The 24208-nt window shown below is 41.6% G+C and carries 18 protein-coding genes and 1 other annotated feature; all 18 genes read left to right on the top strand.

What is annotated here, in order from left to right:
• Positions 1-109 precede the first annotated feature (109 nt).
• The 18 genes from asd to leuS all read left to right on the top strand — a co-directional run bounded on the left by asd (position 110) and on the right by leuS (position 24207).
• Positions 110-1201, top strand: coding sequence for an aspartate-semialdehyde dehydrogenase (gene asd / locus ACDD58_RS15505; protein ID WP_118208787.1), 1092 nt, complete (start codon positions 110-112; stop codon positions 1199-1201).
• Positions 1202-1334: 133 nt separating this feature from the next.
• The gene (locus ACDD58_RS15500; RefSeq protein WP_117918950.1) at positions 1335-5321 is read left to right on the top strand and encodes a type IA DNA topoisomerase; all 3987 of its coding nucleotides are present in this window, start codon (positions 1335-1337) and stop codon (positions 5319-5321) included.
• Between the two features lie 176 nt (positions 5322-5497).
• Positions 5498-6169 (top strand): UDP-N-acetylglucosamine pyrophosphorylase, encoded by a 672-nt coding sequence (locus tag ACDD58_RS15495; protein ID WP_182384816.1) that lies wholly within the window; start codon positions 5498-5500, stop codon positions 6167-6169.
• Positions 6170-6254: 85 nt separating this feature from the next.
• Positions 6255-7751, top strand: a complete 1497-nt coding sequence (locus tag ACDD58_RS15490; protein WP_117918944.1) for a methyl-accepting chemotaxis protein — start codon at positions 6255-6257, stop codon at positions 7749-7751.
• Positions 7752-7772: 21 nt separating this feature from the next.
• A complete protein-coding gene (locus ACDD58_RS15485) occupies positions 7773-9335 on the top strand; it encodes a YARHG domain-containing protein (protein ID WP_370778303.1) in 1563 nt (520 codons plus the stop codon).
• Positions 9336-9482: 147 nt separating this feature from the next.
• Positions 9483-10175 (top strand): iron-sulfur cluster assembly scaffold protein, encoded by a 693-nt coding sequence (locus ACDD58_RS15480; RefSeq protein ID WP_006858743.1) that lies wholly within the window; start codon positions 9483-9485, stop codon positions 10173-10175.
• Between the two features lie 18 nt (positions 10176-10193).
• Positions 10194-11204, top strand: a complete 1011-nt coding sequence (locus tag ACDD58_RS15475) for a GGGtGRT protein (protein ID WP_006858744.1) — start codon at positions 10194-10196, stop codon at positions 11202-11204.
• A gap of 144 nt (positions 11205-11348) precedes the next feature.
• A complete protein-coding gene (locus ACDD58_RS15470) occupies positions 11349-11630 on the top strand; it encodes a nucleotidyltransferase family protein (protein WP_117918942.1) in 282 nt (93 codons plus the stop codon).
• A complete protein-coding gene (locus tag ACDD58_RS15465; protein ID WP_118208789.1) occupies positions 11611-12045 on the top strand; it encodes an HI0074 family nucleotidyltransferase substrate-binding subunit in 435 nt (144 codons plus the stop codon). The genes ACDD58_RS15470 and ACDD58_RS15465 overlap by 20 nt, the downstream gene beginning before the upstream one ends.
• A gap of 246 nt (positions 12046-12291) precedes the next feature.
• Positions 12292-13821 (top strand): DNA methylase, encoded by a 1530-nt coding sequence (locus tag ACDD58_RS15460; protein WP_370778301.1) that lies wholly within the window; start codon positions 12292-12294, stop codon positions 13819-13821.
• Positions 13818-14270, top strand: coding sequence for a hypothetical protein (locus ACDD58_RS15455; protein WP_370778300.1), 453 nt, complete (start codon positions 13818-13820; stop codon positions 14268-14270). Before ACDD58_RS15460 ends, ACDD58_RS15455 begins: the two co-directional genes overlap by 4 nt.
• Before the next feature lie 114 nt (positions 14271-14384).
• The gene (locus tag ACDD58_RS15450; RefSeq protein ID WP_118208791.1) at positions 14385-16604 is read left to right on the top strand and encodes a YhgE/Pip domain-containing protein; all 2220 of its coding nucleotides are present in this window, start codon (positions 14385-14387) and stop codon (positions 16602-16604) included.
• Positions 16605-16659: 55 nt separating this feature from the next.
• On the top strand, positions 16660-17082 hold the full coding sequence (locus ACDD58_RS15445; protein WP_117918932.1) for a hypothetical protein: 423 nt from the start codon (positions 16660-16662) through the stop codon (positions 17080-17082).
• Positions 17079-19226 carry a YhgE/Pip domain-containing protein gene (locus tag ACDD58_RS15440; protein WP_117918930.1) on the top strand — a complete coding sequence of 716 codons (2148 nt, stop codon included), beginning with the start codon at positions 17079-17081 and terminating at the stop codon, positions 19224-19226. Before ACDD58_RS15445 ends, ACDD58_RS15440 begins: the two co-directional genes overlap by 4 nt.
• 173 nt (positions 19227-19399) lie before the next feature.
• The gene (locus ACDD58_RS15435) at positions 19400-19576 is read left to right on the top strand and encodes a permease (protein WP_241070681.1); all 177 of its coding nucleotides are present in this window, start codon (positions 19400-19402) and stop codon (positions 19574-19576) included.
• A 115-nt stretch (positions 19577-19691) separates the two neighbouring features.
• Positions 19692-20216: an acetolactate synthase small subunit gene (gene ilvN, locus ACDD58_RS15430; RefSeq protein WP_006858753.1), complete on the top strand. Its 525-nt coding sequence runs from the start codon at positions 19692-19694 to the stop codon at positions 20214-20216.
• A gap of 70 nt (positions 20217-20286) precedes the next feature.
• Positions 20287-21309: a ketol-acid reductoisomerase gene (gene ilvC / locus ACDD58_RS15425; RefSeq protein WP_117918928.1), complete on the top strand. Its 1023-nt coding sequence runs from the start codon at positions 20287-20289 to the stop codon at positions 21307-21309.
• A gap of 116 nt (positions 21310-21425) precedes the next feature.
• Positions 21426-21672, top strand: a binding site (T-box leader).
• Positions 21673-21789: 117 nt separating this feature from the next.
• Positions 21790-24207, top strand: a complete 2418-nt coding sequence (gene leuS / locus ACDD58_RS15420; RefSeq protein ID WP_370778296.1) for a leucine--tRNA ligase — start codon at positions 21790-21792, stop codon at positions 24205-24207.
• Position 24208: the final 1 nt, after the last annotated feature.

The following is a 24208-nucleotide window of genomic DNA, read 5'->3' as shown; positions in this document are numbered from 1 at the left end:
AATAAGCATTGCTTTTTTCGGGAAAATAGCATAATATATTTACTATGAAAGACACATGTTTGCGACAGACGGACAAACAGAGAATAAGGGACGAGGAGATTAGAGCAAAATGAGCGAAAAGTTAAAAGTTGGTATTCTTGGCGGAACAGGTATGGTAGGACAGAGATTTATCTCTCTTCTGGAAAATCACCCATGGTTTGAGGTGACAACCATTGCAGCAAGTCCTAGAAGCGCCGGAAAGACTTATGAGCAGGCAGTTGGTGAACGTTGGAAAATGGATACACCGATGCCGGAGGCAGTAAAAAATATCGTTGTCATGAATGTCAATGAAGTGGAGAAGGTAGCAGCAGAGGTTGATTTCGTATTTTCCGCAGTGGATATGACCAAAGAGGAGATCAAAAAGATCGAGGAAGATTACGCAAAGACAGAGACACCTGTTGTTTCCAATAACAGTGCACACCGCTGGACACCGGATGTTCCTATGGTAGTGCCGGAAGTAAACCCGGAGCATATGGAAGTCATCAAGTACCAGAAAGAGCGTCTTGGTACAAAACGCGGTTTCGTTGCTGTAAAACCAAACTGCTCCATCCAGAGCTATGCACCGGTACTTACTGCATGGAAAGAGTTCGAGCCGTATGAAGTGGTTGCTACAACCTATCAGGCAATCTCAGGTGCCGGAAAGACATTTAAAGACTGGCCTGAGATGGTAGGAAACATCATTCCTTACATCGGTGGTGAGGAAGAAAAATCTGAGAAAGAGCCGCTTCGTATCTGGGGTTATGTTGATGACGAGAAAAAAGCGATCGTTCCGGCAGAATCACCGGTCATTACCTGTCAGTGTATCCGTGTTCCGGTATTAAACGGACATACAGCAGCAGTATTTGTTAAATTTAAGAAAAACCCGACAAAAGAGCAGCTGATCGAGGCTTTGAAGAACTTCAGCGGTGTTCCGCAGGAGTTAGGTCTTCCGAGCGCACCAAAGCAGTTTATCCAGTACTTAGAGGAAGACAACAGACCGCAGGTCTCCTTAGATGTTAATTACGAGAACGGAATGGGTATCTCAGTCGGCAGATTAAGAGAGGATACCGTATACGACTGGAAATTTGTCGGACTTTCCCATAACACAGTCCGTGGTGCAGCAGGCGGTGCAGTACTTTGCGCAGAACTGCTGAAAGCACAGGGATATATTACAAAGAAATAAATAAAACATGGATGATAGAAACGTCATCGGAGGATTTCCGATGGCGTTTTATATTGCCTAAAAAATTTAAAAATGTTATAATTTCTCTTATGCGAAATAAAGGTTAAGTAATCAGAAACGGAGAAATATTTTAGTGGCAAAGTCTTTGATAATAACGGAGAAACCAAGCGTGGCGCAGGAGTTTGCAAGGATTCTTGGCGTGAACGGGAGAAAAGACGGATACATTGAAAATGATGACTATGTCATCACATGGTGCGTCGGACATTTAGTGGAAATGGTCTATCCGGAAGCATATGATGAAAAGTACAAAAGATGGCGGTTGGAGGATCTGCCATTTCTGCCGGAAGAATATAAATATAATGTAATACCAGATGTCAGCAAGCAGTATGATACCGTGCACAGAATGCTTTTCAGAGAGGATATAGAGACCGTCTACTGGGCAGGTGATGCCGGAAAAGAAGGACAGACGATCGAGGAGAATATCAGACGTTTCGGTGGTGTCAGGGAAGGAATGAAAGAACTTCGTGTCTGGATCGATTCCCAGACCGAGGAAGAAATCCTGCGCGGAATCCGCGAGGCAAAGCCGATGTCAGAGTATGACAATCTGGCAAAATCCGGTATCATGCGTACGATTGAAGATTATGCGATGGGAATCAATTTTTCCAGAGCCATGTCGGTAAAATACGGGAAATTATTAAATGATGCCGCGGCGACAAAGAGTTACACAGCGATCGCTGTGGGACGTGTCATGACGTGTGTACTTGGGATGGTTGTGATCCGTGAGCGTGAGATACGCAATTTTACTGAGACTCCATTTTATCGTGTGGTGGGAGACTTTTTACCGGAAGGTGCTGAAAATGAGGTGTCAGTTGCTGCAGAGTGGAAAGCGGTTGAGGGTTCTGGATATTTTGAATCGCCGCTTTTATATAAGGAAAATGGATTCAAAAAGCGTGAGAGTGCAGAAAAACTGATCGGTGAACTTGACGGGAAAATGGCGTTTGTAAAATCTATGGAGCGCGGTACATCCAGAAAGAAAGCACCACTGTTATTTAATCTTGCAGAGTTGCAGGCAGAGTGCTCCAAACGATACAAGATCAGTCCGGACGAGACATTGCAGGTGGCACAGGATTTATATGAGAGAAAACTCACGACTTATCCAAGAACAGATGCGAGAGTTCTGTCAACAGCGGTAGCAAAGGAAATCGGTAAAAATTTAAACCGCCTGAAAACTTATGAGCCGACCAAAACTTATACGGAACATATTCTAAAAGAAGGCAGCTACCGGAATATTGCACGTACACAGTATACCGACGACTCAAAGATCACAGACCACTATGCGATCATTCCGACCGGGCAGCTTACGGAACTTCATTCGTTAAATGACCTGCAGCGAAGAGTATACGATCTTATCGTACGCCGCTTTTTAAGTATTTTTTATCCGGCGGCAGAGTATGAGACAGTCAAACTTGTGGTACAGGTGGAAGCAGAGCAGTTTTTTGCATCTGCAAAGGCACTTAAAAATCCGGGATTCCTTGAAATTATGGGAAGACCGGCAAATGAAGACAATAAGGAAGAAGAGAGTGCGGGACTTTTAAAACTGGCGGGACAGTTAAAGACCGGCGATCCGCTGAATGTGGATGGTTACGAGATCAAAGAGGGGAAAACGGCACCGCCAAAACGTTACACGTCCGGTTCCATGGTGCTTGCAATGGAAAATGCCGGACAGCTTATTGAGGAGGAAGAGTTAAGAGAACAGATCAAGGGATCAGGGATTGGAACGTCTGCGACAAGAGCTGAGATCATCCGTAAACTGGTGCGCATCGGGTATCTTAACCTGAATAAAAAGACACAGGTATTAAGTCCGGAAGCAATCGGTGAGATGGTGTTTGAGGTGGTAAGTATGACTGTGCCTGCGCTTTTGAATCCGAAAATGACAGCTTCCTGGGAAAAAGGACTTGACGGTATTACGCGCGGAACAGTCGTTATGGAAGATTATCGCGGGAAACTGGAGGATTTTATCCGGAAAGAAACGGTTTCCATGATCGAGCATGATCTGACCGGAAATCTTGCTGCAAGGATACATCCATTTGTCGGAAAAGGTGGAAGAGGACTTGCAGCCAGAAAAAAAATAGAGGCGGTCTGTCCGGTCTGCGGCGGGGATATGGAAACGACACCATTCGGTTATGGATGCAGTAATTATAAAAAAGATGGAAGCGGATGCAAGTTTGCCATCGGAACCATAGCAGGAAGAGACTTAGAGAAAGACGAAGTGGTGGAGCTTCTGACCAAAGGACACACAGAGGTATTGTCCGGCTTTATCTCAAAGTCCAGAAAACGCTTTTCTGCTGCACTGGTACTTGAAAAAGATGAGAATGGAAAAGCATCAGTCAATTTTGACTTTTCCAAAAATGAACCTGAAATATTAGAAGGGGTGAAATGTCCGGTCTGCGGTTCTGATATGGAAATCACTTCTTTTGGTTACAGTTGTGTGAAACACCGTGAAGATCCGAAAAGCTGTTATTTCTCCATTGGAAAAATCGCGGGAAAATCCCTTAGTGTGGATGACCTGACTGATCTGCTGCAAAAAGGAGAGACGGAGGTCTTAAAAGGGTTTACCGCAAAAAATAAAAAGAAGTTTTCGGCGGCATTGCTTTTGAAAACAGGAGAGGATGGCAGAAAAACAGTCGAATTTGATTTTTCAAAGAATGAGGCAGAGATATTAGAAGATGTAGTCTGCCCGATGTGCGGCGGACAGATCCAGAAAACATCATTTGGTTATGGCTGTATGAATTACGACCAGCAAAATCCGCAGAGCTGCCGCTTTGCCATCGGTACACTTGCGGGACGTGACCTGACAGAGACTCAGGTGAAAGCACTTCTGACCGACGGCAGAACGGAGACAATCCGCGGTTTTAAGTCGAAGACCGGGAAAAAATTTGATGCCTGTGTGGCGTTAGAGACGGATGAAACCGGTCGGAAGTATTTAAAATTTGACTTTGACCATGTGGAGGCAAAGAAGATAAAAGATGTAGTCTGCCCGCTCTGCGGTGGTGATATCGTACAGACAGCGTTTGGCTACGGATGTGCGAATTATAAAAAAGATGACCCGGAAAGCTGCCGTTTTTCCATTGGAAAGATGGGAGAAAAAACGTTAAATGAGGCACAGGTGAAACAGCTTCTGACAGAAGGCCGGACAGCAACGATTCGCGGTTTTAAGTCAAAGACAGGAAAGAAGTTTGATGCAAGGATTGCTTTAAATAGAGACGAATCCGGCAAGGTGATCGGACTGAAATACGATTTCTCGGATGTGGAAGCGCCAAAATTAAAAGATGTGAAATGTCCGGTCTGCGGTGGGGATATGGTAAAAACGCCGTTCGGCTATGGCTGTGCGAATTATAAAAAAGATGATCCGGAAAGCTGTCGTTTTTCGGTTGGACAGATCGCAGGAGTAAAATTAAAAGAAGCACAGGTCAAAGAACTTTTAACCAATGGAAAAACCGGTGTGATCGAAGGATTTATCGCAAAGACCGGAATGAAATTTGATGCGCCGTTAAAACTGACCAAAGAGGGGCAGATCACCTTTGATTTCCCGGAGAAACCAAAGCCGGTCGAGACGACGGTAAAGTGTCCGAAATGTGGGGAACTCTTAAAGAAAAGCCAATGGTATTATGAGTGTGACTGCGGTTTTAAGGTAGGGCATACGGTTGCGAAAGTGCCGCTTTCGGAAGCAATCATAAAAGAACTGTTGGAAACCGGAAAGACAAAGGAAAAAGTGACTGGATTTAACTCGAAAGCAGGAAATGTATTTGATGCATGTTTAAAATATGAGGATGAGCGGATCAGTTTTGATTTTGACAATCCGGGAAGCCAGTCTCTGCAAAAACAGGAGACAGAGGGGCAGTCAGAAGTGCAGACGGCTGTGCAGGAGAATGGGGCACAGCAGATGCAGCAGGCAGAACAGGGTGGCACAGAGACACAGCAGTCACAACGGACGGACTCTGAACCGGATGGTGCAGATGATTTCTATGCCGCTATGGCAAATGAGGCTGCGGCGTTCCAGGAGGAAGAAGAGCAGGAATGGATCGCAGGAAGCAATTTTTTAGATGAGTTTATGCCGTAAGCGATCTCCGGCAGACAGAAATTCTTGTCTGTCCGGAGATTTTTTTGCAGTGTTCGAATATTATTTTGACAGATCTGTGAAAACGTTTTACAATAGAACCAGTATGCAAACAGAAATGCAAGGATCACACTGGATTCATATCCATGTGACAGAGACATTCTGGGATGGAGGAAAAGATGGAAAACGCAAAAATCAGCAATTTATATGATTTGGATGAAACAATCGCAAAAGAATATTTAGAACAGTTTACATATCCATGGGAGGCTTTAAAAGGGATCAGTGAGTTCATAAAAAAGCTTGGACCAACATTAGATCCGGAAAAGTTTGAAAAAAGAGGCGAGGATATCTGGGTTGCAAAGAGTGCAAAAGTGGCACCGACAGCATGTTTAAACGGTCCGCTGATCATTGATGAGGATGCAGAAATCCGTCACTGCGCATTTGTCCGCGGCAGTGCGATCGTAGGAAAGGGTTCTGTTGTCGGCAATTCCACAGAACTGAAAAATGATATTATTTTCAATTCCGTTCAGGTGCCGCATTACAATTATGTTGGTGATTCTATTCTGGGTTATAAGTCACACATGGGTGCAGGATCAATCACATCAAATGTGAAATCAGATAAGACACTGGTTGTGGTAAAAGATGGTGATGAAAAAATTGAAACCGGATTAAAGAAATTTGGTGCAATGCTTGGAGATTTTGTTGAAGTTGGATGCAATTCTGTATTAAATCCTGGAACGGTGATCGGCAGACATACAAATGTATATCCGCTTTCAAGTGTCAGGGGAGTGATCCCGGCAAACTCAATTTTTAAGAAACCGGGCGAGGTTGTACAGAAAAAAGAAGCATGATATTCTTAAACTTAAGATCCGGACAGGTCGGATAAGTTATGGCAGAAAATATTGATCATATTTTAAGTACAGGGAGATAAAATATATGGAAGAAGAAAAGAAATATATTTATAATGATAAAGCGGAACGGATCAGAAAGATGAACCGGTTCTATATAGGTGCAACCATATTTCTTGGAATATTGTTTTTACTGTATCTGTGGCTCCGCATGGCAAATCAGAATCTGGTAAATGCAGTAGTATATGGGAATACTGCATTAATAATAGGCGCATCAGTTTTGAACACGATTATTTATCATAAAGATCATGTAACAGCAAAATTAAAAGTGATTGCTACGCTTGAGATGGGATTAGAGTATCTGTTAGTCGGAGTACAGACAGATGCACATTTTATTACGTATGTACTGATCGTTTTAGTTGCGTTACAGATTCCGTACTATGATGAAGGTGGATTAAAAAGAACCTGTGTGGGAGTGAGTATTCTCTACGTGATCGTTACGATTGTTCAGGGAATAAAGGGTATTACTGTATTGAACGTGGATACAATATGTTCTGTGGTCGGCGTGCTTGGCGTTTTATTTATGGTTTCAAGAATTGGAAAGATCACATTATTGTTTAACGCAGATGCACTTGGATCCATAGATGAGGAACACAAAAAGCAGAATGAAATTTTACAGGGAGTGCTTGAGATTTCCAAAACTGTTCAGGAAGAATCAGTTAAGAGCAGCAGCCTGATCGGAAAACTGGTCGAGACGACCAATTCTGTAACTGGCAGTATGCAGGAGATTACAACGGCTTCCGGAATGAATGCAAACAGCATCGAAGAACAGAATACCATGACTGCAACGATCCAGGATGCGATCGAGGAAACAAGTGAGCGATCAAAACAGATGGTGGATATCGCAATGAATTCAAATGACAGCATTCAGGAAAATATGCGTGTGATGGATGCGTTGAAAGATCAGGCAGAGCAGATCACAAATACAAATCATGATGTTACTGAGGCAATGACCAAACTTCAGGATAAGACAAAAGAAGTAGAAGAGATTGCAGGTATGATCTTAAATATTTCAAGTCAGACAAACCTGCTGGCGTTAAATGCATCTATTGAGAGTGCACGTGCCGGAGAAGCCGGAAGAGGTTTTGCGGTTGTAGCAGAGCAGATCAGACAGCTTGCGGAACAGACAAAAAATTCGACGGAAGAGATCACGAGAATTACAAACGAACTGAATGCAAATGCAAATGATGTGGTTGTATCAGTAGAAGGTTCTGTACAGGCAACGGAAGATCAGAAAGAAAAGATTCTTGCTGCGTCAGAAACATTTAATCTGCTTAATAAAAATATAGGTGAGCTGGTTGCCCATATTGAAGAGGTCAATAAAAAGGTAAGCGGACTTTCAGATTCCAACAATAAGATTGTGGTAAACTGCTCGCAGCTTTCGGCAGCGACTGAGGAAGTTACGGCGAGTGCAGAACAGGTACATACACTCAGTGAAGAAAATCTTGATGTTGCAAAACAGGTTCAGAATGCGGTAGAGAAAATTCACAGTACGGCAGATGATATAAAAAAGTTTTTGCACTGACAGAAAGGAGTGCATAATTATATGAAAAATAAAGTGTGGTTGTTTACAGCCGCACTTTTGCTTTTTACAGCAGGGTGTGGTGAGCCAGATATGGCACAAAATAAAATAAACAGCAATGAGCAGAAAACAGCAGGAATTTCAGATACAGATGAAACAGAATCCGAAATAGACAGCAGTGCGTCTGAAAAAATGGAAGCAGCCGAAGAAAAATATATCTGGAAAGAGATCACGCTGCAGTTCCCGGAGAGCTGGGAAGATAAGTATGTAATTTTAGAAGATGATACCGGTTTTTCTGTTTTTCAGAAAAAATCCTATGAGAAAGAAAGTGGGACGGGGTTTCTTTTTGGAATTACCAAAGACACGGAATGGTATCCGGATGCTGCCGGTGTAAGTATTTTAGGATATACCGATGATGGAGTGTTATATGAGGTTGTGAGGCCTACGGATGTGAGCTGCGATGTGGAAAATGAGGATACTTTAAATGAATATCAAGGGATGCTGCAGCAGTCAGATACGGTAGTACAGAATGCGGTCATTGATACACAGAACCTGCACAAAGATGCTGACCAGTATATCATTCCGGTCAGTATGACACAGACAATTTCGGCAGACAGTCTTATCAATATGTCGGACAATGATTTATGGTTAGCACGCAATGAAATCTATGCAAGACATGGACGGGGTTTTACCAATGAATATCTGCAGAGTTATTTTAATGCATGTTCCTGGTATGAAAAAAGTGAAGAAGCAGATGCATTTGATGAATCTGTGCTGAGCCAGACAGAAAAAGACAACTTAAAGGTAATACAGGAAGCTGAAACAGCATATGAACAGGAGCATCCGTATCCGAAAGAATATAAAACAGGACAGAATATTATGGTGGATCTTAATGGAGATGGCAGCGAAGAAGAGATCCGTTATGATGTGAAAGAGAGTAGTGATTATTCAGGTTATTCCTGTGTCCTTACGGTTAATGGAACAGCATATGAACTGTGTGAATATGCAGCTATGGTGACACCAGAAACGGAAAGCTTTTATGTTACAGACATGGATGAATATGATAATTCTCTGGAAATCGCGGTATTAGACGATGGACCAAGTGCCGATTATGCGACTTATTTTTACCGGTATGACGGAAGTGCGCTGGCGTTTATCGGGGAAGTGGATGGTTTCCCTTTTAAGGAGCAGAATGGCGGAATCAATGGTTTTACCGGGCAAAACGGAATCAATGGAACAATCCGTACAGATATTCTTGAAACCGCATATCTTAATGGATACTGGTGGTATGACAGCAATGCACGGAAACTGGAATATATGGATGGCGGTATGCATCAATACAAGTATTTCACACCGCACAGATTATATGTGGATCTTCCGTTGTGGAAAGCTATGGATCAGAATTCGGAACAGGTAACGGTTTCGTCCGGGCAGGATGTGTTCTTTATCAGCTCTGATGCAAAGGAATGGATCTATGTGCGTGCAAAAGACGGAACAGAAGGGTACATCCATGTGGATGGTGAAAATGTCAGCAACGTCGGCAGACCCGGCACGGAAGTTTTTTCGGAGTTAAATTACTTTGACTAGTGTATAAAAACAAATACACGGAATAAAGATAATTTTTTTCGATTAGGACTTGTAGATTTCAACAAAATGTGCGAAAATAAGTAAGGTATGTTAAATGTATAACAAAGTCTGATACATACAGTTCTATTAAGTGAAAGGAGTCTTAAAATGATTTACACTAAGGAAGTCGAAAACATGTGTCCTGTAGCAAAGGGCGCAAAACATGAACCAGCTCCAATTCCGGAAGAAGGCAAATGGGTTCATTCTAAAAAAATTGAAGATATTTCAGGTTTTACACACGGTGTTGGCTGGTGTGCTCCTCAGCAGGGTGCCTGCAAGCTTTCATTAAATGTAAAAAATGGTGTAATCGAAGAAGCTTTAGTTGAGACAATCGGATGCTCTGGTATGACACATTCCGCAGCTATGGCAGCAGAGGTATTACAGGGCAAAACAATTCTTGAAGCATTAAACACAGACCTTGTTTGTGATGCAATCAATACAGCAATGAGAGAGTTATTCTTACAGATCGTTTATGGTCGTACACAGAGTGCATTCTCTGATGACGGTCTTGCAATCGGTGCTGGTCTTGAGGATTTAGGTAAAGGACTTCGTTCCCAGGTTGGTACAATGTACGCTACCAAAGAGAAAGGTGTTCGTTACTTAGAGATGGCAGAAGGTTATGTAACCGGTATTGCTCTTGACGAGAATAACGAAGTTATCGGATATCAGTTCGTTTCTCTTGGAAAAATGACTGACTTCATTAAAAAAGGCGATGATCCTAACACTGCATGGGAAAAAGCAAAAGGACAGTACGGCCGTGTGGCAGATGCTGTTAAAATCATCGACCCGAGAGAAGAGTAGGAAAGGAGACGGACGAAAATGGCATTATTTGAAGGATATGAAAGAAGAATTGACCAGATCAACGCTGTGTTAAACAGCTATGGTATCAGCTCTATCGAAGAAGCTGAAAAAATTACAAAAGATGCTGGACTTGATGTTTACGATCAGGTAAAGAAAATCCAGCCAATCTGTTTCGAGAACGCTTGCTGGGCTTACACTGTAGGTGCTGCAATCGCAATCAAAAAAGGATGTACAAGAGCTGCTGATGCTGCTGCAGCAATCGGTGAGGGACTTCAGGCATTCTGTATTCCGGGTTCTGTTGCAGACCACAGAAAAGTAGGTTTAGGACATGGTAACCTTGGTAAAATGTTATTAGAGGAAGAGACAGAGTGCTTCTGCTTCTTAGCAGGACATGAGTCATTTGCAGCTGCTGAGGGTGCAATCGGTATCGCTGAGAAAGCAAACAAAGTACGTCAGAAACCATTACGTGTTATCTTAAACGGACTTGGAAAAGATGCTGCTCAGATCATCTCCCGTATCAACGGATTCACATTTGTTGAGACACAGTATGATTACAAAGCTGCAAAATTAAATGTTGTATATGAGAAAGCATATTCTAACGGACTTCGTGCAACTGTAAAATGCTACGGTGCAGATGACGTTCAGGAAGGTGTTGCAATCATGCATCATGAGAACGTAGGTGTTTCCATCACTGGTAACTCTACAAACCCAACACGTTTCCAGCACCCGGTTGCAGGTACATACAAAAAAGAATGTATCGAGCAGGGTAAGAAATACTTCTCAGTTGCTTCCGGCGGTGGTACAGGACGTACACTTCATCCGGACAACATGGCAGCAGGTCCTGCTTCCTACGGTATGACAGATACTATGGGACGTATGCACTCTGATGCACAGTTCGCAGGTTCCTCTTCTGTACCGGCTCACGTTGAGATGATGGGTCTGATCGGAATGGGTAACAACCCAATGGTTGGTGCTACTGTAGCAGTTGCAGTTTCCGTTGAGGAAGCTCATAAGGCTGGTAAGTTCTAAGATAAATTTAAAGCATAGAAAGAAACGAGATTTTTGTATTTGCAAGAATCCCGTTTCTTTTTCTGTATAAATTTATTTGAATATGATTTATACTTTTATCAGAATTCTAAATGTTTTGAGAAACGGGAGGGTTAGTTTAGAATCATGAATGTAATGCCCGTAAATATATTAATTACAAAAGTTGCAGAAATATGTAAAAAAAATGGTGTAAAAAAATTGGTTCTTATAGGTTCATTCGCAACAGATACAGCAACTCCATATAGTGATATTGATTTTGTAGTTTATGGCGATGTGGATATGGATAAACTTGAACAGGATCTAGAAAAAATAGAAACTTTACGTAAGATAGATATTTTGGAATATAAAACAATTCGAAACCAGTATCTTTTGGAGGATATCGCAAAGTATGGAAAACAAATATATTAACAGATATAAAAATTTTTGCAGAAGTTTGAATAATTTAAAAAAAAGTAAAACAGCAGACCCGGATGCTGATTTTGTGTTAGAAGGTACTGCTCAAAATTATAATTTAACATTTGATTTATCATGGAAAGTGATGAAGGATATTTTAGTCAAAGTATTGGGTATTAATGATATAGCGCTTGGATCGCCAAGAGCGAATTTACAGGCGGCATTTTCAAACAAATTGATTGATGATGATGTTTGGCTGCAAATGTTGAGAACAAGAAATCTGCTTGCTCATGATTATGATGGTGCAGTTGCAAGAGAAAATTTTGAAAAGATAACAACAGTGTATTATGATGTTTTTTATAAATTTAAAATGATAGCAGAAGAGTATTTTGAAAAGGGAATGCAGGAAGAAGACAGTTTTAAAGCCTGATAGGACGTTTCGAAGAGGGGTATTTTGTAGAAAAAGATTATCTATAGATTAAAGTGATATATTTTTTATAAGCCATTTGGACTAACTATCCAGGTGGCTATTTTTGGATGATTTATTAGAATCAGTACCATTATTTTAATATAGTCCGATATTTTCAATTTTTTCCAAAACAGGGTGATAATCGAACATATTTTCTGCTATAATAATATCTATAACCAGAAGCAGAAAGAGAGGCGGCGTCCGGACATGAATGATTCATCCCATATTTATATTGCAATCGATCTGAAATCTTTTTATGCATCTGTAGAATGTGTAAAATTAGGATATGATCCGCTGACGACAAATCTTGTCGTGGCAGACGAGAGCAGAACGGAGAAAACGATCTGCCTTGCGGTATCACCGTCATTAAAGGCATACGGTATTCCGGGACGTGCAAGATTATTTGAAGTGGTGCAGAAAGTAAAACAGGTCAATAAGGAGCGGAGAAGCCGGATTGCCGGTGGAATGTTTACAGGAAAATCAGCAGATGACAAGGAACTGAAAAATAATCCGGCACTGGAACTGACTTATATTACAGCACCACCGCGCATGGCGCTTTATATGGAAGAAAGTAACCGGATCTATGATATTTATTTAAAATATGTAGCACCGGAAGATATGCATGTTTATTCCGTGGATGAAGTATTTATGGATGTAACGCATTATCTGAAAACATATCAGATGAGTGCAAGGGAGCTTGCAGAGAAAATGATTCAGGATGTTTTAAAAGAAACCGGTGTTACGGCAACCGCCGGTATCGGTACGAATCTTTATCTGTGCAAGGTTGCGATGGATGTTGTTGCAAAACATGTGACACCGGATGCAAATGGAGTGCGGATCGCAGAGCTTGATGAGATGAGTTACCGCCGGCTGCTGTGGGATCACAGACCGCTGACAGATTTCTGGAGGGTTGGCGGTGGATACCGGAAAAAATTAGAGGCGGCAGGACTGTATACAATGGGAGATATTGCCCGCTGTTCATTGGGGAGGGAACAGGATTTTTATAACGAAGATCTGCTATACAGGATGTTTGGCATCAATGCAGAACTTCTGATCGATCATGCATGGGGGTATGAGCCGACCACGATCGATCTGATCAAGGCGTACAAGCCGGAGACAAACAGCATTAGTTCCGGGCAGGTATTACAGTGTCCATATGAATTTGAAAAGGGAAAGCTGATCGTCCGGGAAATGACGGATCTGCTTGTACTGGATCTTGTGGACAAACATCTGGTTACAGATCAGATGGTACTTACCATCGGTTATGATATCGATAATCTGACTGATCCGAAGCGTAAAAATGCATATCATGGGGAAGTGACCATTGACCGTTATGGAAGAAAAGTGCCAAAACACGCTCACGGTACGATCAATCTGAAAAGCCGGACTTCATCGACCAAACAGATTATGGATGCTGTTATGGAGTTATATGACCGTATCGTAGATCCAGATCTTCTGATCCGCCGGATTTATGTTGTCGCCTGCAGACTGTCGGATGAAACTTCAGCAAAACAGGATGATACATTTGAACAGTTGGATCTGTTTACGGATTATGCGGCATTAGAAGAAAAAAAGCAGGCGGAAAAGGAAAAAATGGAAAAAGAGAGAAAACTTCAGGAGGCAGTTCTCAGTGTAAAAAAGAAATATGGGAAAAATGCCATGTTAAAGGGGATGAATCTTCAGGAAGGCGCTACAAGCATGGAACGTAACAGGCAGATCGGGGGACACAAAGCATGAGGGAACAAAATCTGTTTAAAGAAAAAGAAACACACAAATATGATGATATCATCAATCTGCCACACCATGTTTCTGTAAAACATCCGCAGATGGCATTGTTAGACAGAGCAGCGCAATTTTCTCCTTTTGCAGCACTGACGGGACATGAGGATTCAATCCGTGAGACGGCAAGACGGACAGAAGATTTTTTAGAACTTGATGAGGATAAAAAAGAACAGCTTGATGAAAAAATGCGCTGTTTACTGGAACATTTTACGGAAAAACCGGAGATTACGCTTACTTATTTTGTGCCGGATGAAAAGAAAGACGGCGGGGCCTATGTTACACACTGTGGCAGAGTGCGGAAAATAGATACCTGTCATCACAGACTTATATTTGAGGATAGAACGGAAGTTCCCCTGCAATTTATTTTTGAAATAGACGGTGAAATATTTAAAGATGCAGAGTGAAGGGATAAGAGCGGTAAATTTGACAATCGATATTCCGGATGGTATAATTTCCCGATAATAGGGATTTTTGCGCTATTGAAGAAGAATATGGAAAAGTTAAGGAGCTTGTGAGGCATGAAAAATATATGGCATATTTTTAGCGGGGATATGAAGAGACTGGTGCGCAATCCTTTTGCACTGATAATCGCAATAGGTCTTTGTATCATACCATCGCTATATGCATGGTTTAATATTTACTCGAACTGGGATCCGTATGCGAATACAAAAAATATCAAAATTGCGGTAGCTACGGAAGATGCAGGATATCAGATGGATGATGGAACCACTGTGAATATGGGTGATTCGGTCATTGAGAGCTTAAAGGAAAATGATAAGATCGGATGGGTATTTACAGACACGAAAGATGCGGCTTTAGAAGGCGTCTATAGTGGCGAATATTATGCGGCAGTCATCATCAGTTCTGATTTTACATATAGTATGTATAACGTGTTCCGGGAAGATTTTAAGGGGCCGACTATTTCTTATTATGAGAACGAAAAAAAGAATGCCGTAGCAACAAAGATCACGGATTCTGCAGTATCAACCTTAAAACAGAGTATCAATGAACAGTTTATAGAAGTGCTTGCAAGCAATATATTTGAGCAGACAAATCATATTTCAGAACAGATGGAAGAAAATGATAAGTTTGCCTATTTTCAGAGTAAACTAGAGAACCTGAATGAAAATCTGATCGGGTATAGTAAGATGATCGACACATTTATTGCCGGCAACGGAGAACTTTCACAGGCAGTTGCAGAGGCAAAAGGCAGTATTCCGGGTCTCAGTAATAAAGTATCAGATGGCGCAAAGAGTTTTGGTACGGCAAGAAGCAGTCTGGATGATACAAAAACGTCATTAAATTCGTTCAGTGAAAATGTAAATCAGACAATGACAAGTATCAATGACTCTATGAACAGGATTCGGGACAGCATTAATGCAACGAATCTTGCAGGAGATGCACAGCAGACGGCGGACAGTCTGAATCAGGCGGCATTGGACGCAGTGGAATTGCAACGGGAACTGAACCGTCTGCAGGAACATTTAAAAAAGGTGATTGTTGAGGAGAGCGTGTCGGATGATGACCGTGCTGTCATTCAGAAGATCATTGAGACGATAGAGTCGATCAATGGTGGCGCAACGGATATTGAGAAGGCAATCAGCAGCATTAACCAGATCGCAATGGGATTTTCAGGAGATTCCCAGACGGATGCGATCAATACGCAGGTGTCAGGAAGTATGGTTGCAGATGCGATCAATCAGTCTTTGTCGGATATGACACAGGTTTTAACTACCTGTTCCCAGGCAATCGCAAATATGCAGGAGATGTATACGACAAGTCTTGTCCCACAGTTAAATAATGTGATCGACAGTATGAGTCAGATGTTAAATAATGTATCAGATATTCTGACCAGATTAGATGACACTTTAGGAGATATGAATTCTGTATTTTCCGGAATTGAGACAACTGTGACAGGTGCAAATGACAGTTTAGAGCAGATTCAGACTGTTATTGACGGGGTAAGTGAAAAATTAACGAAATTGTTAGAACGTCTGAATTCGGTTGAGGATGACGAAAAGGTACAGGCGTTTATCGAGTTTATGAAGGGTGACCCGGAAGGCTATGGAGAATTCTTCTCACAGCCGGTGCTGGTTACAACGGAGGAAGTTTATCCGATTCCAAATTATGGTTCAGCAATGACACCGTTTTACTCAATTCTTGCAATCTGGGTTGGAGGAACAATCCTTGTTGCCCTGATCAAGGTAAAAGCAGAACCAAAAGATTTAGAGAATGTAAAATCATATCAGCTCTTTTTCGGAAGATATCTGTTGTTTTTTGTGATGGGACAGTTACAGGCGCTGATCATAGTATTAGGAGATATCTATATCCTGCACTGTCAGATTTTGTATCCGGGATGGTTCTGGCTGGTTGCTTCACTTGCCAGTGTTACGTTTACATTACTGATCTATTCCCTTGCACTTTCGTTTGGTGATGTGGGAAAAGCCCTTGCGGTTGTGATCATGGTAATCCAGATCGCGGGTTCAGGAGGAACATTCCCAATTGAACTTTTGCCGGCGGTTTACCGGAATATATACATATTTTTCCCGTTCCCGTATGCAATCAATGCGATGCGTGAAACGATCGGTGGTATGTATGGCAGCGACTATATGAAGAATCTGTCAGAATTGATGATCTTTGCCGTCGTAGGTCTCTTGATCGGACTGGTGATCCGTATTCCATTTGTGAAACTGAATCATTTTGTGGAAAAACGAATGGAAGATACAAAAATGATGTAACAGAAGCATAACGAAAAATAATTTTGTTATAGATAGCAGAATTGGAGAAAAAAGAATGGAAGAAAAAAGCAGATACGAGGAAATGTACGGAAAACTCGTTGCGTACGAACAGAATATCCATTTACAGAATCAAAAACGGATCAAGATCGGTCTTAAATGTATTGCAATCATTCCGCCTATATTTTTGATCCTTTTATTCTGGACAGACAGTAACAAGGTAGTTTTCCTGATCTTATGGATCGTATCATTATTTGCACTTGCAACTTATCTGATCCTTGTCGAGTATGTAGATTATAACCTGCAGGAAAAATTAAATGAGCTGCGGGATGAAGAGGATAAATCTGTGGATGTTCTTATGGGAAAACAGCTTGATGAAGTTGAGGAAAATATTAAAAATGCCATTCAGAAATTGGACGAAAAGTTTAATTCTGAGGCAGAGATTCAGAAGATAGCAGAGAACGAGGAGAAAACGGAATGAAAAATATATTTAAAATCTTTATCTCCGATATGAAAAGGATCTTTCAGAACGTGGTTGCTGTTGTGGTTATCATGGGACTTTGTGTGATTCCATGCCTTTATGCATGGTTTAATATACTTTCAAACTGGGATCCATACGGACCAAGTGCAACTTCAAACCTGAAAGTTGCAGTGGTATCCGAAGATGAAGGTGTGAGTGTGGCTGGTATTTCTGTCAACATTGGTTCATCTGTTGTCGAAGCGTTACAGGAAAACAAAGCTATGGGCTGGGTATTTACCGACACATCTGATGAGGCGGTAGATGGCGTTTACAGTGGCGAATATTATGCAGCTCTTGTTATCCCGGACGACTTTACTGAGGAAATGATCAGTTTTCTTGGCGGGCAGATTGAACATCCGGACATCATCTATTATGAAAATGAAAAGAAAAATGCAATAGCTCCTAAAATTACATCAAAAGCAAAAACTTCGGTTCAGGAACAGGTGAATTCAAGTTTTGTGAGCACACTTGCAGAGGCAATGATGCAGGTTGGGGATGCAGTTGCAGGGACGGATGTTGACGGAGGTTCTCTTGCAGATACGATTACGCAGCGGCTGAATGACGTAAGTGGTGATCTGCAGAGTTACATTAATATCCTGAATTCATTTGCAAGTATTTTAAATTCTGCACAGAGTATTGTTGCAACCAGTCAGGTCATGCTTCCGGGACTTGATTCAATGGTTTCCACCGGTCAGGATACAGTAAACAGCATGGAAAGTCTGATCCTTGCCGGAAATGCGACGACAGATACGGTGACGCAGATGGTTACATACAGTTTTGATCTGGTTGAGAACAGCTTAAACAATGTGTCAATGGTTGTGTTAAATGACATGGAAAAACTGCAAAAATACGAGGATGCAGCAGGAAATGGACTGAATGCAACAATATCCGTGGTACCTTATCTGGAAAAAATGTTTAATGATTCAGTTTCAAGCTGGGAAGGCACAGCCGATGATGAAACGAGGATGCAGATTCAGAATGTCCGTGACAGGTTAAAGATGATCGAACTTGAACTGAACGGACTTGCAGAAAATGGAACTGCAACAGCGGAAGATATCAGTACCTTAAAGAGTCAGATAACAACAGAGATCGAAAACTGTAAGACAGCGCTGGATGCATTGCAGCATGCATTTGAGTATTCTGTAAAACCGCAGCTTGACTCTACAATGAATGCAATGCAGAATTCCATGATTGCGACAACATCGATTTTAAATGGTATCAATGCAGATTTTGGTGATGTGGAAAAAGTACTTTCAAAATACGAAGATACACTTGCAAACGGAAGTGCAGATTTGTATGAATCACTGGAAATGGCACAGGAATTATTTAATAAACTTACGCAGATCATCACAGATTTTACGACACTGCGTCAGGATGAACAGTACAAACAGTTTATGGAGATACTCGAGACAGATCCGCAGCAGCTTGGAAACTTTATCTCATCTCCGGTAAACCTTGATACGGTTGGAATTTATGAGATTGAAAATTATGGATCTGCCATGGCTCCATTTTATACGATACTGGCACTGTGGGTAGGGGCTCTGATCCTGGTGGCGATCATTCATGTAAAAGTAGAACCGGAAGAAGGAATCACAGATATCAAACCATACCAGGCATATTTCGGGCGTTATATTCTCTTTTTCCTGGTAGGGCAGGTGCAGACGCTGATCACAGTACTTGGAGATCTGTTTTATGTAAGGATACAGTGTCATAATCCGTTTTTATTCTGGGTTGCTGCTGCAGTCAGCAGTTTTGTTTTCACACTGTTTATTTATTCACTCACGGTTGCATTTGGAAATGTCGGTGAGGCACTTGCAATTGTTGTCATGGTTATTCAGGTAGCCGGTGCGGGTGGAACATTCCCGATTGAGACGCTGCCGCAGGTTTACCAGTCGCTTTATAAATACCTGCCGTTCCCATATGGAATGAATGCCATGAGAGAGACAATTGGCGGAATCTATCAGATGAATTACTGGATCTATGTCGGAAAACTTGCAATTTATCTGGTTATTTCACTGGTCATTGGACTTCTTGTAGCGATACCGTTCCGCAAATTGAACCATATCATTGAGAAGAGCAAAGAAAATACAGAGATTATGATATGAGTAAGCAATGAGCAGTGCCACATGAAAGTAAAGCAAAAAATGGCTGCTTGCAGACATTTTTTTGCTTTATTTTCATGTGATAGGGCAAATGCCCGTCAGTCCGGAAAATCATTGATTTTTTGGACGTGCACTGCAATCTAAAGTTTTGTGATATAAGATATAGGGAGTAAAAAATGTTATTGATTCGGATGGTATTACTTTTTACAGGACTTCTTATGGCAATCGTGCCAGGAGTATGTACAAGAAAAGACCAGAGGGGTGATCTGAATGCCGAAAAGCGGATCAGACAGATTGGTGTCTGGTTTGTTGCTGCTGCGGTTATATGGATCATTACCGCAAAATTTATCTGAAAATGAGACTAAGATTTTGACTGGACAAAAATTGTTTATTGACAAAAAATTTCGATGTGATATCATAGCTTTAGTGTGATGTGTGATTAAAGTATTAAACTATTGGAGATGCAGAATGAGAAAACAGGTATTATCTCTATTAGTGGAGAATAACCCGGGTGTGACAAGTCATATTTCAGGACTTTTCAGCAGAAGAGGTTACAACATTGACAGTTTTTCTTCCGGTGTGACCGCAGATCCGAGATATACAAGGATTACGATCGTTGCGACCGGTGATGAGCAGATCTTAGAGCAGATTGAGAAACAGCTTGCAAAGTTGGAAGATGTTGTTGATATCAAAAAACTTGAAAATGGCTCGTCAGTGACAAGAGAACTGATCTTGGTTAAGATTCGTGCGAAAGATACAGAACGCCAGCCAATCTTAAATGTAACGGAGATCTTTCATGGGAAAGTTGTAGATGTGACCCATGATTCGATGGTGATCGAGCTGACAGGACATCAGGATAAGTTAGATGCTTTCCTTGATCTTTTGTCCGGATATGAGATATTAGAGCTTGCACGTACCGGACTGACCGGATTGTCGAGAGGCATTTCCGATGTCGTTATGTTAGACGAAGACGGCAAAAGAGTATCATTATAACAAAATAAGCAGATAAGAATATGCAAATGCATATTTTTTATTAAGAAACCAAAACTGGAGGAAATTAATTATGGCAGCAAAAATATTTTATCAGGAAGACTGTAACCTTTCACTTTTAGACGGAAAGACGATCGCAATTATCGGCTACGGCAGTCAGGGACATGCACATGCATTGAACTTAAAAGATTCCGGATGCCATGTTATCATTGGTCTTTATGAAGGAAGCAAATCCTGGGCAAAAGCTGAGAAGCAGGGATTTGAAGTATATACAACAGCAGAGGCAGCAAAGAAAGCCGACATCATCATGATCTTAATCAACGATGAGAAACAGGCAGATATGTACAAAAAAGATATCGAGCCAAACCTTGAGGCAGGCAACATGTTAATGTTCGCACATGGTTTCAACATTCATTTCGGATGTATCGTACCTCCAAAGGATGTAGATGTTACCATGATCGCTCCAAAAGCTCCGGGACATACCGTACGTTCTGAGTATCAGGCTGGAAAAGGAACACCTTGTCTGATCGCTGTTGAGCAGGATGCAACAGGAAAAGCACAGGATCTTGCATTAGCATATGCACTTGGTATCGGTGGAGCAAGAGCCGGTGTTCTTGAGACAACATTCCGTACCGAGACAGAGACAGACCTTTTTGGTGAGCAGGCAGTTCTTTGCGGTGGTGTCTGTGCATTAATGCAGGCAGGTTTCGAGACATTATGCGAAGCTGGTTATGATCCAAGAAATGCATACTTCGAGTGTATCCATGAGATGAAACTGATCGTAGACTTAATCTACCAGTCAGGTTTCGAGGGAATGAGATATTCTATCTCCAACACAGCAGAGTATGGTGATTACATTACAGGACCGAAGATCATCACAGAGGATACAAAGAAGGCAATGAAACAGATCCTTTCCGATATTCAGGATGGTACATTTGCAAAAGACTTCTTACTGGATATGTCTCCGGCAGGACGTCAGGTTCACTTCAAAGCTATGAGAAAGAAAGCTGCAGAGCATCCATCAGAGCAGGTTGGTAAAGAGATCCGTAAACTGTATAGCTGGAACAATGAAGAAGATAAATTAATCAACAACTAATTTTGAATCGATTGAAAGAGTCATCACATAGTTACTGTTTGTGGTGGCTCTTTTTTGTTTCAATACTTGACAAAAACAGGGTATATGATAAAATAAATCATGTTGTGAATAAAATACATCAGACTTTGATAAGGAATAGTAAGAATTTTTTGCTTTCTCAGAGAGCTGCCGGATGCTGTGAGGCAGTAAAGTGAAATTCCCAACTCACCTTTGAGTCCTTTTGCCCAAGCTGCCAGTTACAGTGAGTAAGCAAAAGCGTGTTGTCCGCGTTAAGGATCATAAGAGCGTATTTTTATTTTCTATGAAATCATAAGAATACGAATTAGAGTGGTACCACGGAGTAAGACAGACTTCGTCTCTAAAGATATTTTTATTTGAAAATATCTTCCGAGACGAAGTTTTTTTTCGCAAAACAAGGAGGAAAATCCTCTGCTCCTGCAAAGGCAGTCGCATTTTGCTCCGCAAAACAAGGAGGATTATATGTCAGAACTTTACAATCACAAAGTCGTTGAGAAAAAATGGCAGAAAGTCTGGGATGATAATAAGGCTTTTGCTGCGACAGACGACTACAGCAAACCAAAATATTACGCATTGGTAGAATTTCCGTATCCGTCAGGACAGGGACTTCATGTAGGTCATCCGAGACCTTATACAGCACTTGATATTGTTGCAAGAAAGCGTAGAATGCAGGGCTATAACGTACTTTATCCGATGGGATGGGACGCATTCGGACTTCCGACTGAGAACTATGCGATCAAAAATAAGATTCATCCGAAGATCGTAACTGAAAACAATGTAAAACGTTTCAAAGAGCAGCTTCATTCTTTAGGCTATTCTTTCGACTGGGACAGAGAGATCAACACTACAGATCCGAGTTATTACAAATGGACACAGTGGATTTTCTTAAAACTATTTAAAGCAGGACTTGCTTACAAAAAAGAGATGCCGATCAACTGGTGTACTTCCTGTAAAGTAGGCCTGGCAAACGAGGAAGTTGTGAACGGTGTCTGCGAGCGTTGTGGTGCTCCGGTTGTCCGCAAGGTAAAGAGCGAGTGGATGTTAAAGATCACTGATTATGCTGAGAAACTGTTAGAGGGCTTAAATGATGTAGATTATATCGAGCGTGTCAAGGTTTCCCAGAAAAACTGGATCGGTAAATCACAGGGTGCAGAGGTAGATTTTGCGATCGCCGGAAAAGAGGACAAACTCCGTGTTTATACGACACGTTGTGATACATTATTTGGTGCTACTTACATGGTTGTATCCCCGGAGCATCCGATCATTGATAAATATAAAGACGAGTTAAAGAACTGGGATGCGATTGCTGCATACCGTGAGGAAGCTGCAAAGAAATCCGATTTTGAACGTTCAGAACTTGCAAAAGATAAGACGGGTGTGGAGATTGACGGTCTTATGGCAGTCAATCCGGTAACCGGAAAAGAAATCCCGATCTGGATTTCCGATTATGTATTAATGTCTTACGGAACAGGCGCGATCATGGCAGTACCGGCACATGATGAGAGGGACTGGGAATTTGCCAAAAAGTTCAATATTCCAATGGTACAGGTTGTTGCAAAAAATGGTGAGGAAGTTGACATCAACGAAGCGGCATTTACAGATGTTGCAACCGGTGTTCTGATCAATTCTGAGTTCTTAAACGGACTGGAAGTAAAAGATGCAAAGGCAAAAATGATTGCATTTTTAGAGGAAAAAGGCATTGGTACAGCAAAGACCAACTATAAATTAAGAGACTGGGTATTCTCACGTCAGCGTTACTGGGGTGAGCCGATTCCGATCGTTCACTGTGATAAATGTGGTTATGTGCCGATCGATGAGAGTGAACTGCCATTGATGCTTCCAGAGGTAGAAAGTTATATGCCGACGGATAATGGAGAGTCTCCACTTGCTGCGATGACAGACTGGGTAAATACAACCTGTCCTTGCTGTGGTGGTCCTGCAAAGAGAGAGACAGATACCATGCCACAGTGGGCTGGATCTTCCTGGTATTTCTTAAGATATACCGATCCGCACAATGATGAGGCGCTTGCAAGTCCGGAAGCATTAAAATACTGGATGCCGGTTGACTGGTACAATGGAGGTATGGAGCATACAACACTTCATCTGTTATATTCCAGATTCTGGCACAAATTCCTGTATGATGAGAAAGTAGTTCCATGTCCGGAGCCTTACCAGAAACGTACATCCCATGGTATGATCCTTGGTGAGAACGGAGAGAAGATGTCAAAATCCAGAGGAAATGTTGTAAATCCGGATGATATCGTAAGAGAGTATGGTGCAGATACATTAAGAACATATGAAATGTTTATCGGAGCATTTGATTTAAGTGCATCCTGGTCTGAAGATGGTGTAAAAGGCTGCCGTCGTTTCTTAGAGCGTGTATGGAAGTTACAGGACATCATGACAGAAGAAACCGGATATTCCAAAGAACTTGAGACAAAGATGCATCAGACCATCAAGAAAGTCAGCAGCGATTATGAGAATCTGAAATACAATACCGCGATCGCTGCAATGATGGCTTTGATTAATGAGTTCTATAAGAAAAATGCTGTGACTAAGGGCGAGTATGAGACACTCTTAATTCTGTTAAACCCGGTTGCTCCGCATATCACAGAGGAACTCTGGCAGATCATTGGCGGAACAGGTTATGTATACCAGCAGAGATGGCCGGAATTTGACGAGGCAAAAACAGTTGAAAATACGGTTGAGATCGCAGTACAGATCAATGGAAAAACGAAAGGAACATTGGCAATCGGCAGAAATGACGCAAAAGATGATGTTATTGCAAAAGCAAAAGAATCAATTGCAGATAAGCTGACTGGAAACATTGTAAAAGAGATTTACGTTCCGGGAAGAATTGTCAATATTGTAATGAAATAAG

It is taken from the genome of Roseburia sp. (assembly GCF_041325975.1).
Taxonomy (GTDB): domain Bacteria; phylum Bacillota; class Clostridia; order Lachnospirales; family Lachnospiraceae; genus Roseburia; species Roseburia rectibacter.
This window is presented reverse-complemented; position numbering and strand designations above follow the sequence as displayed.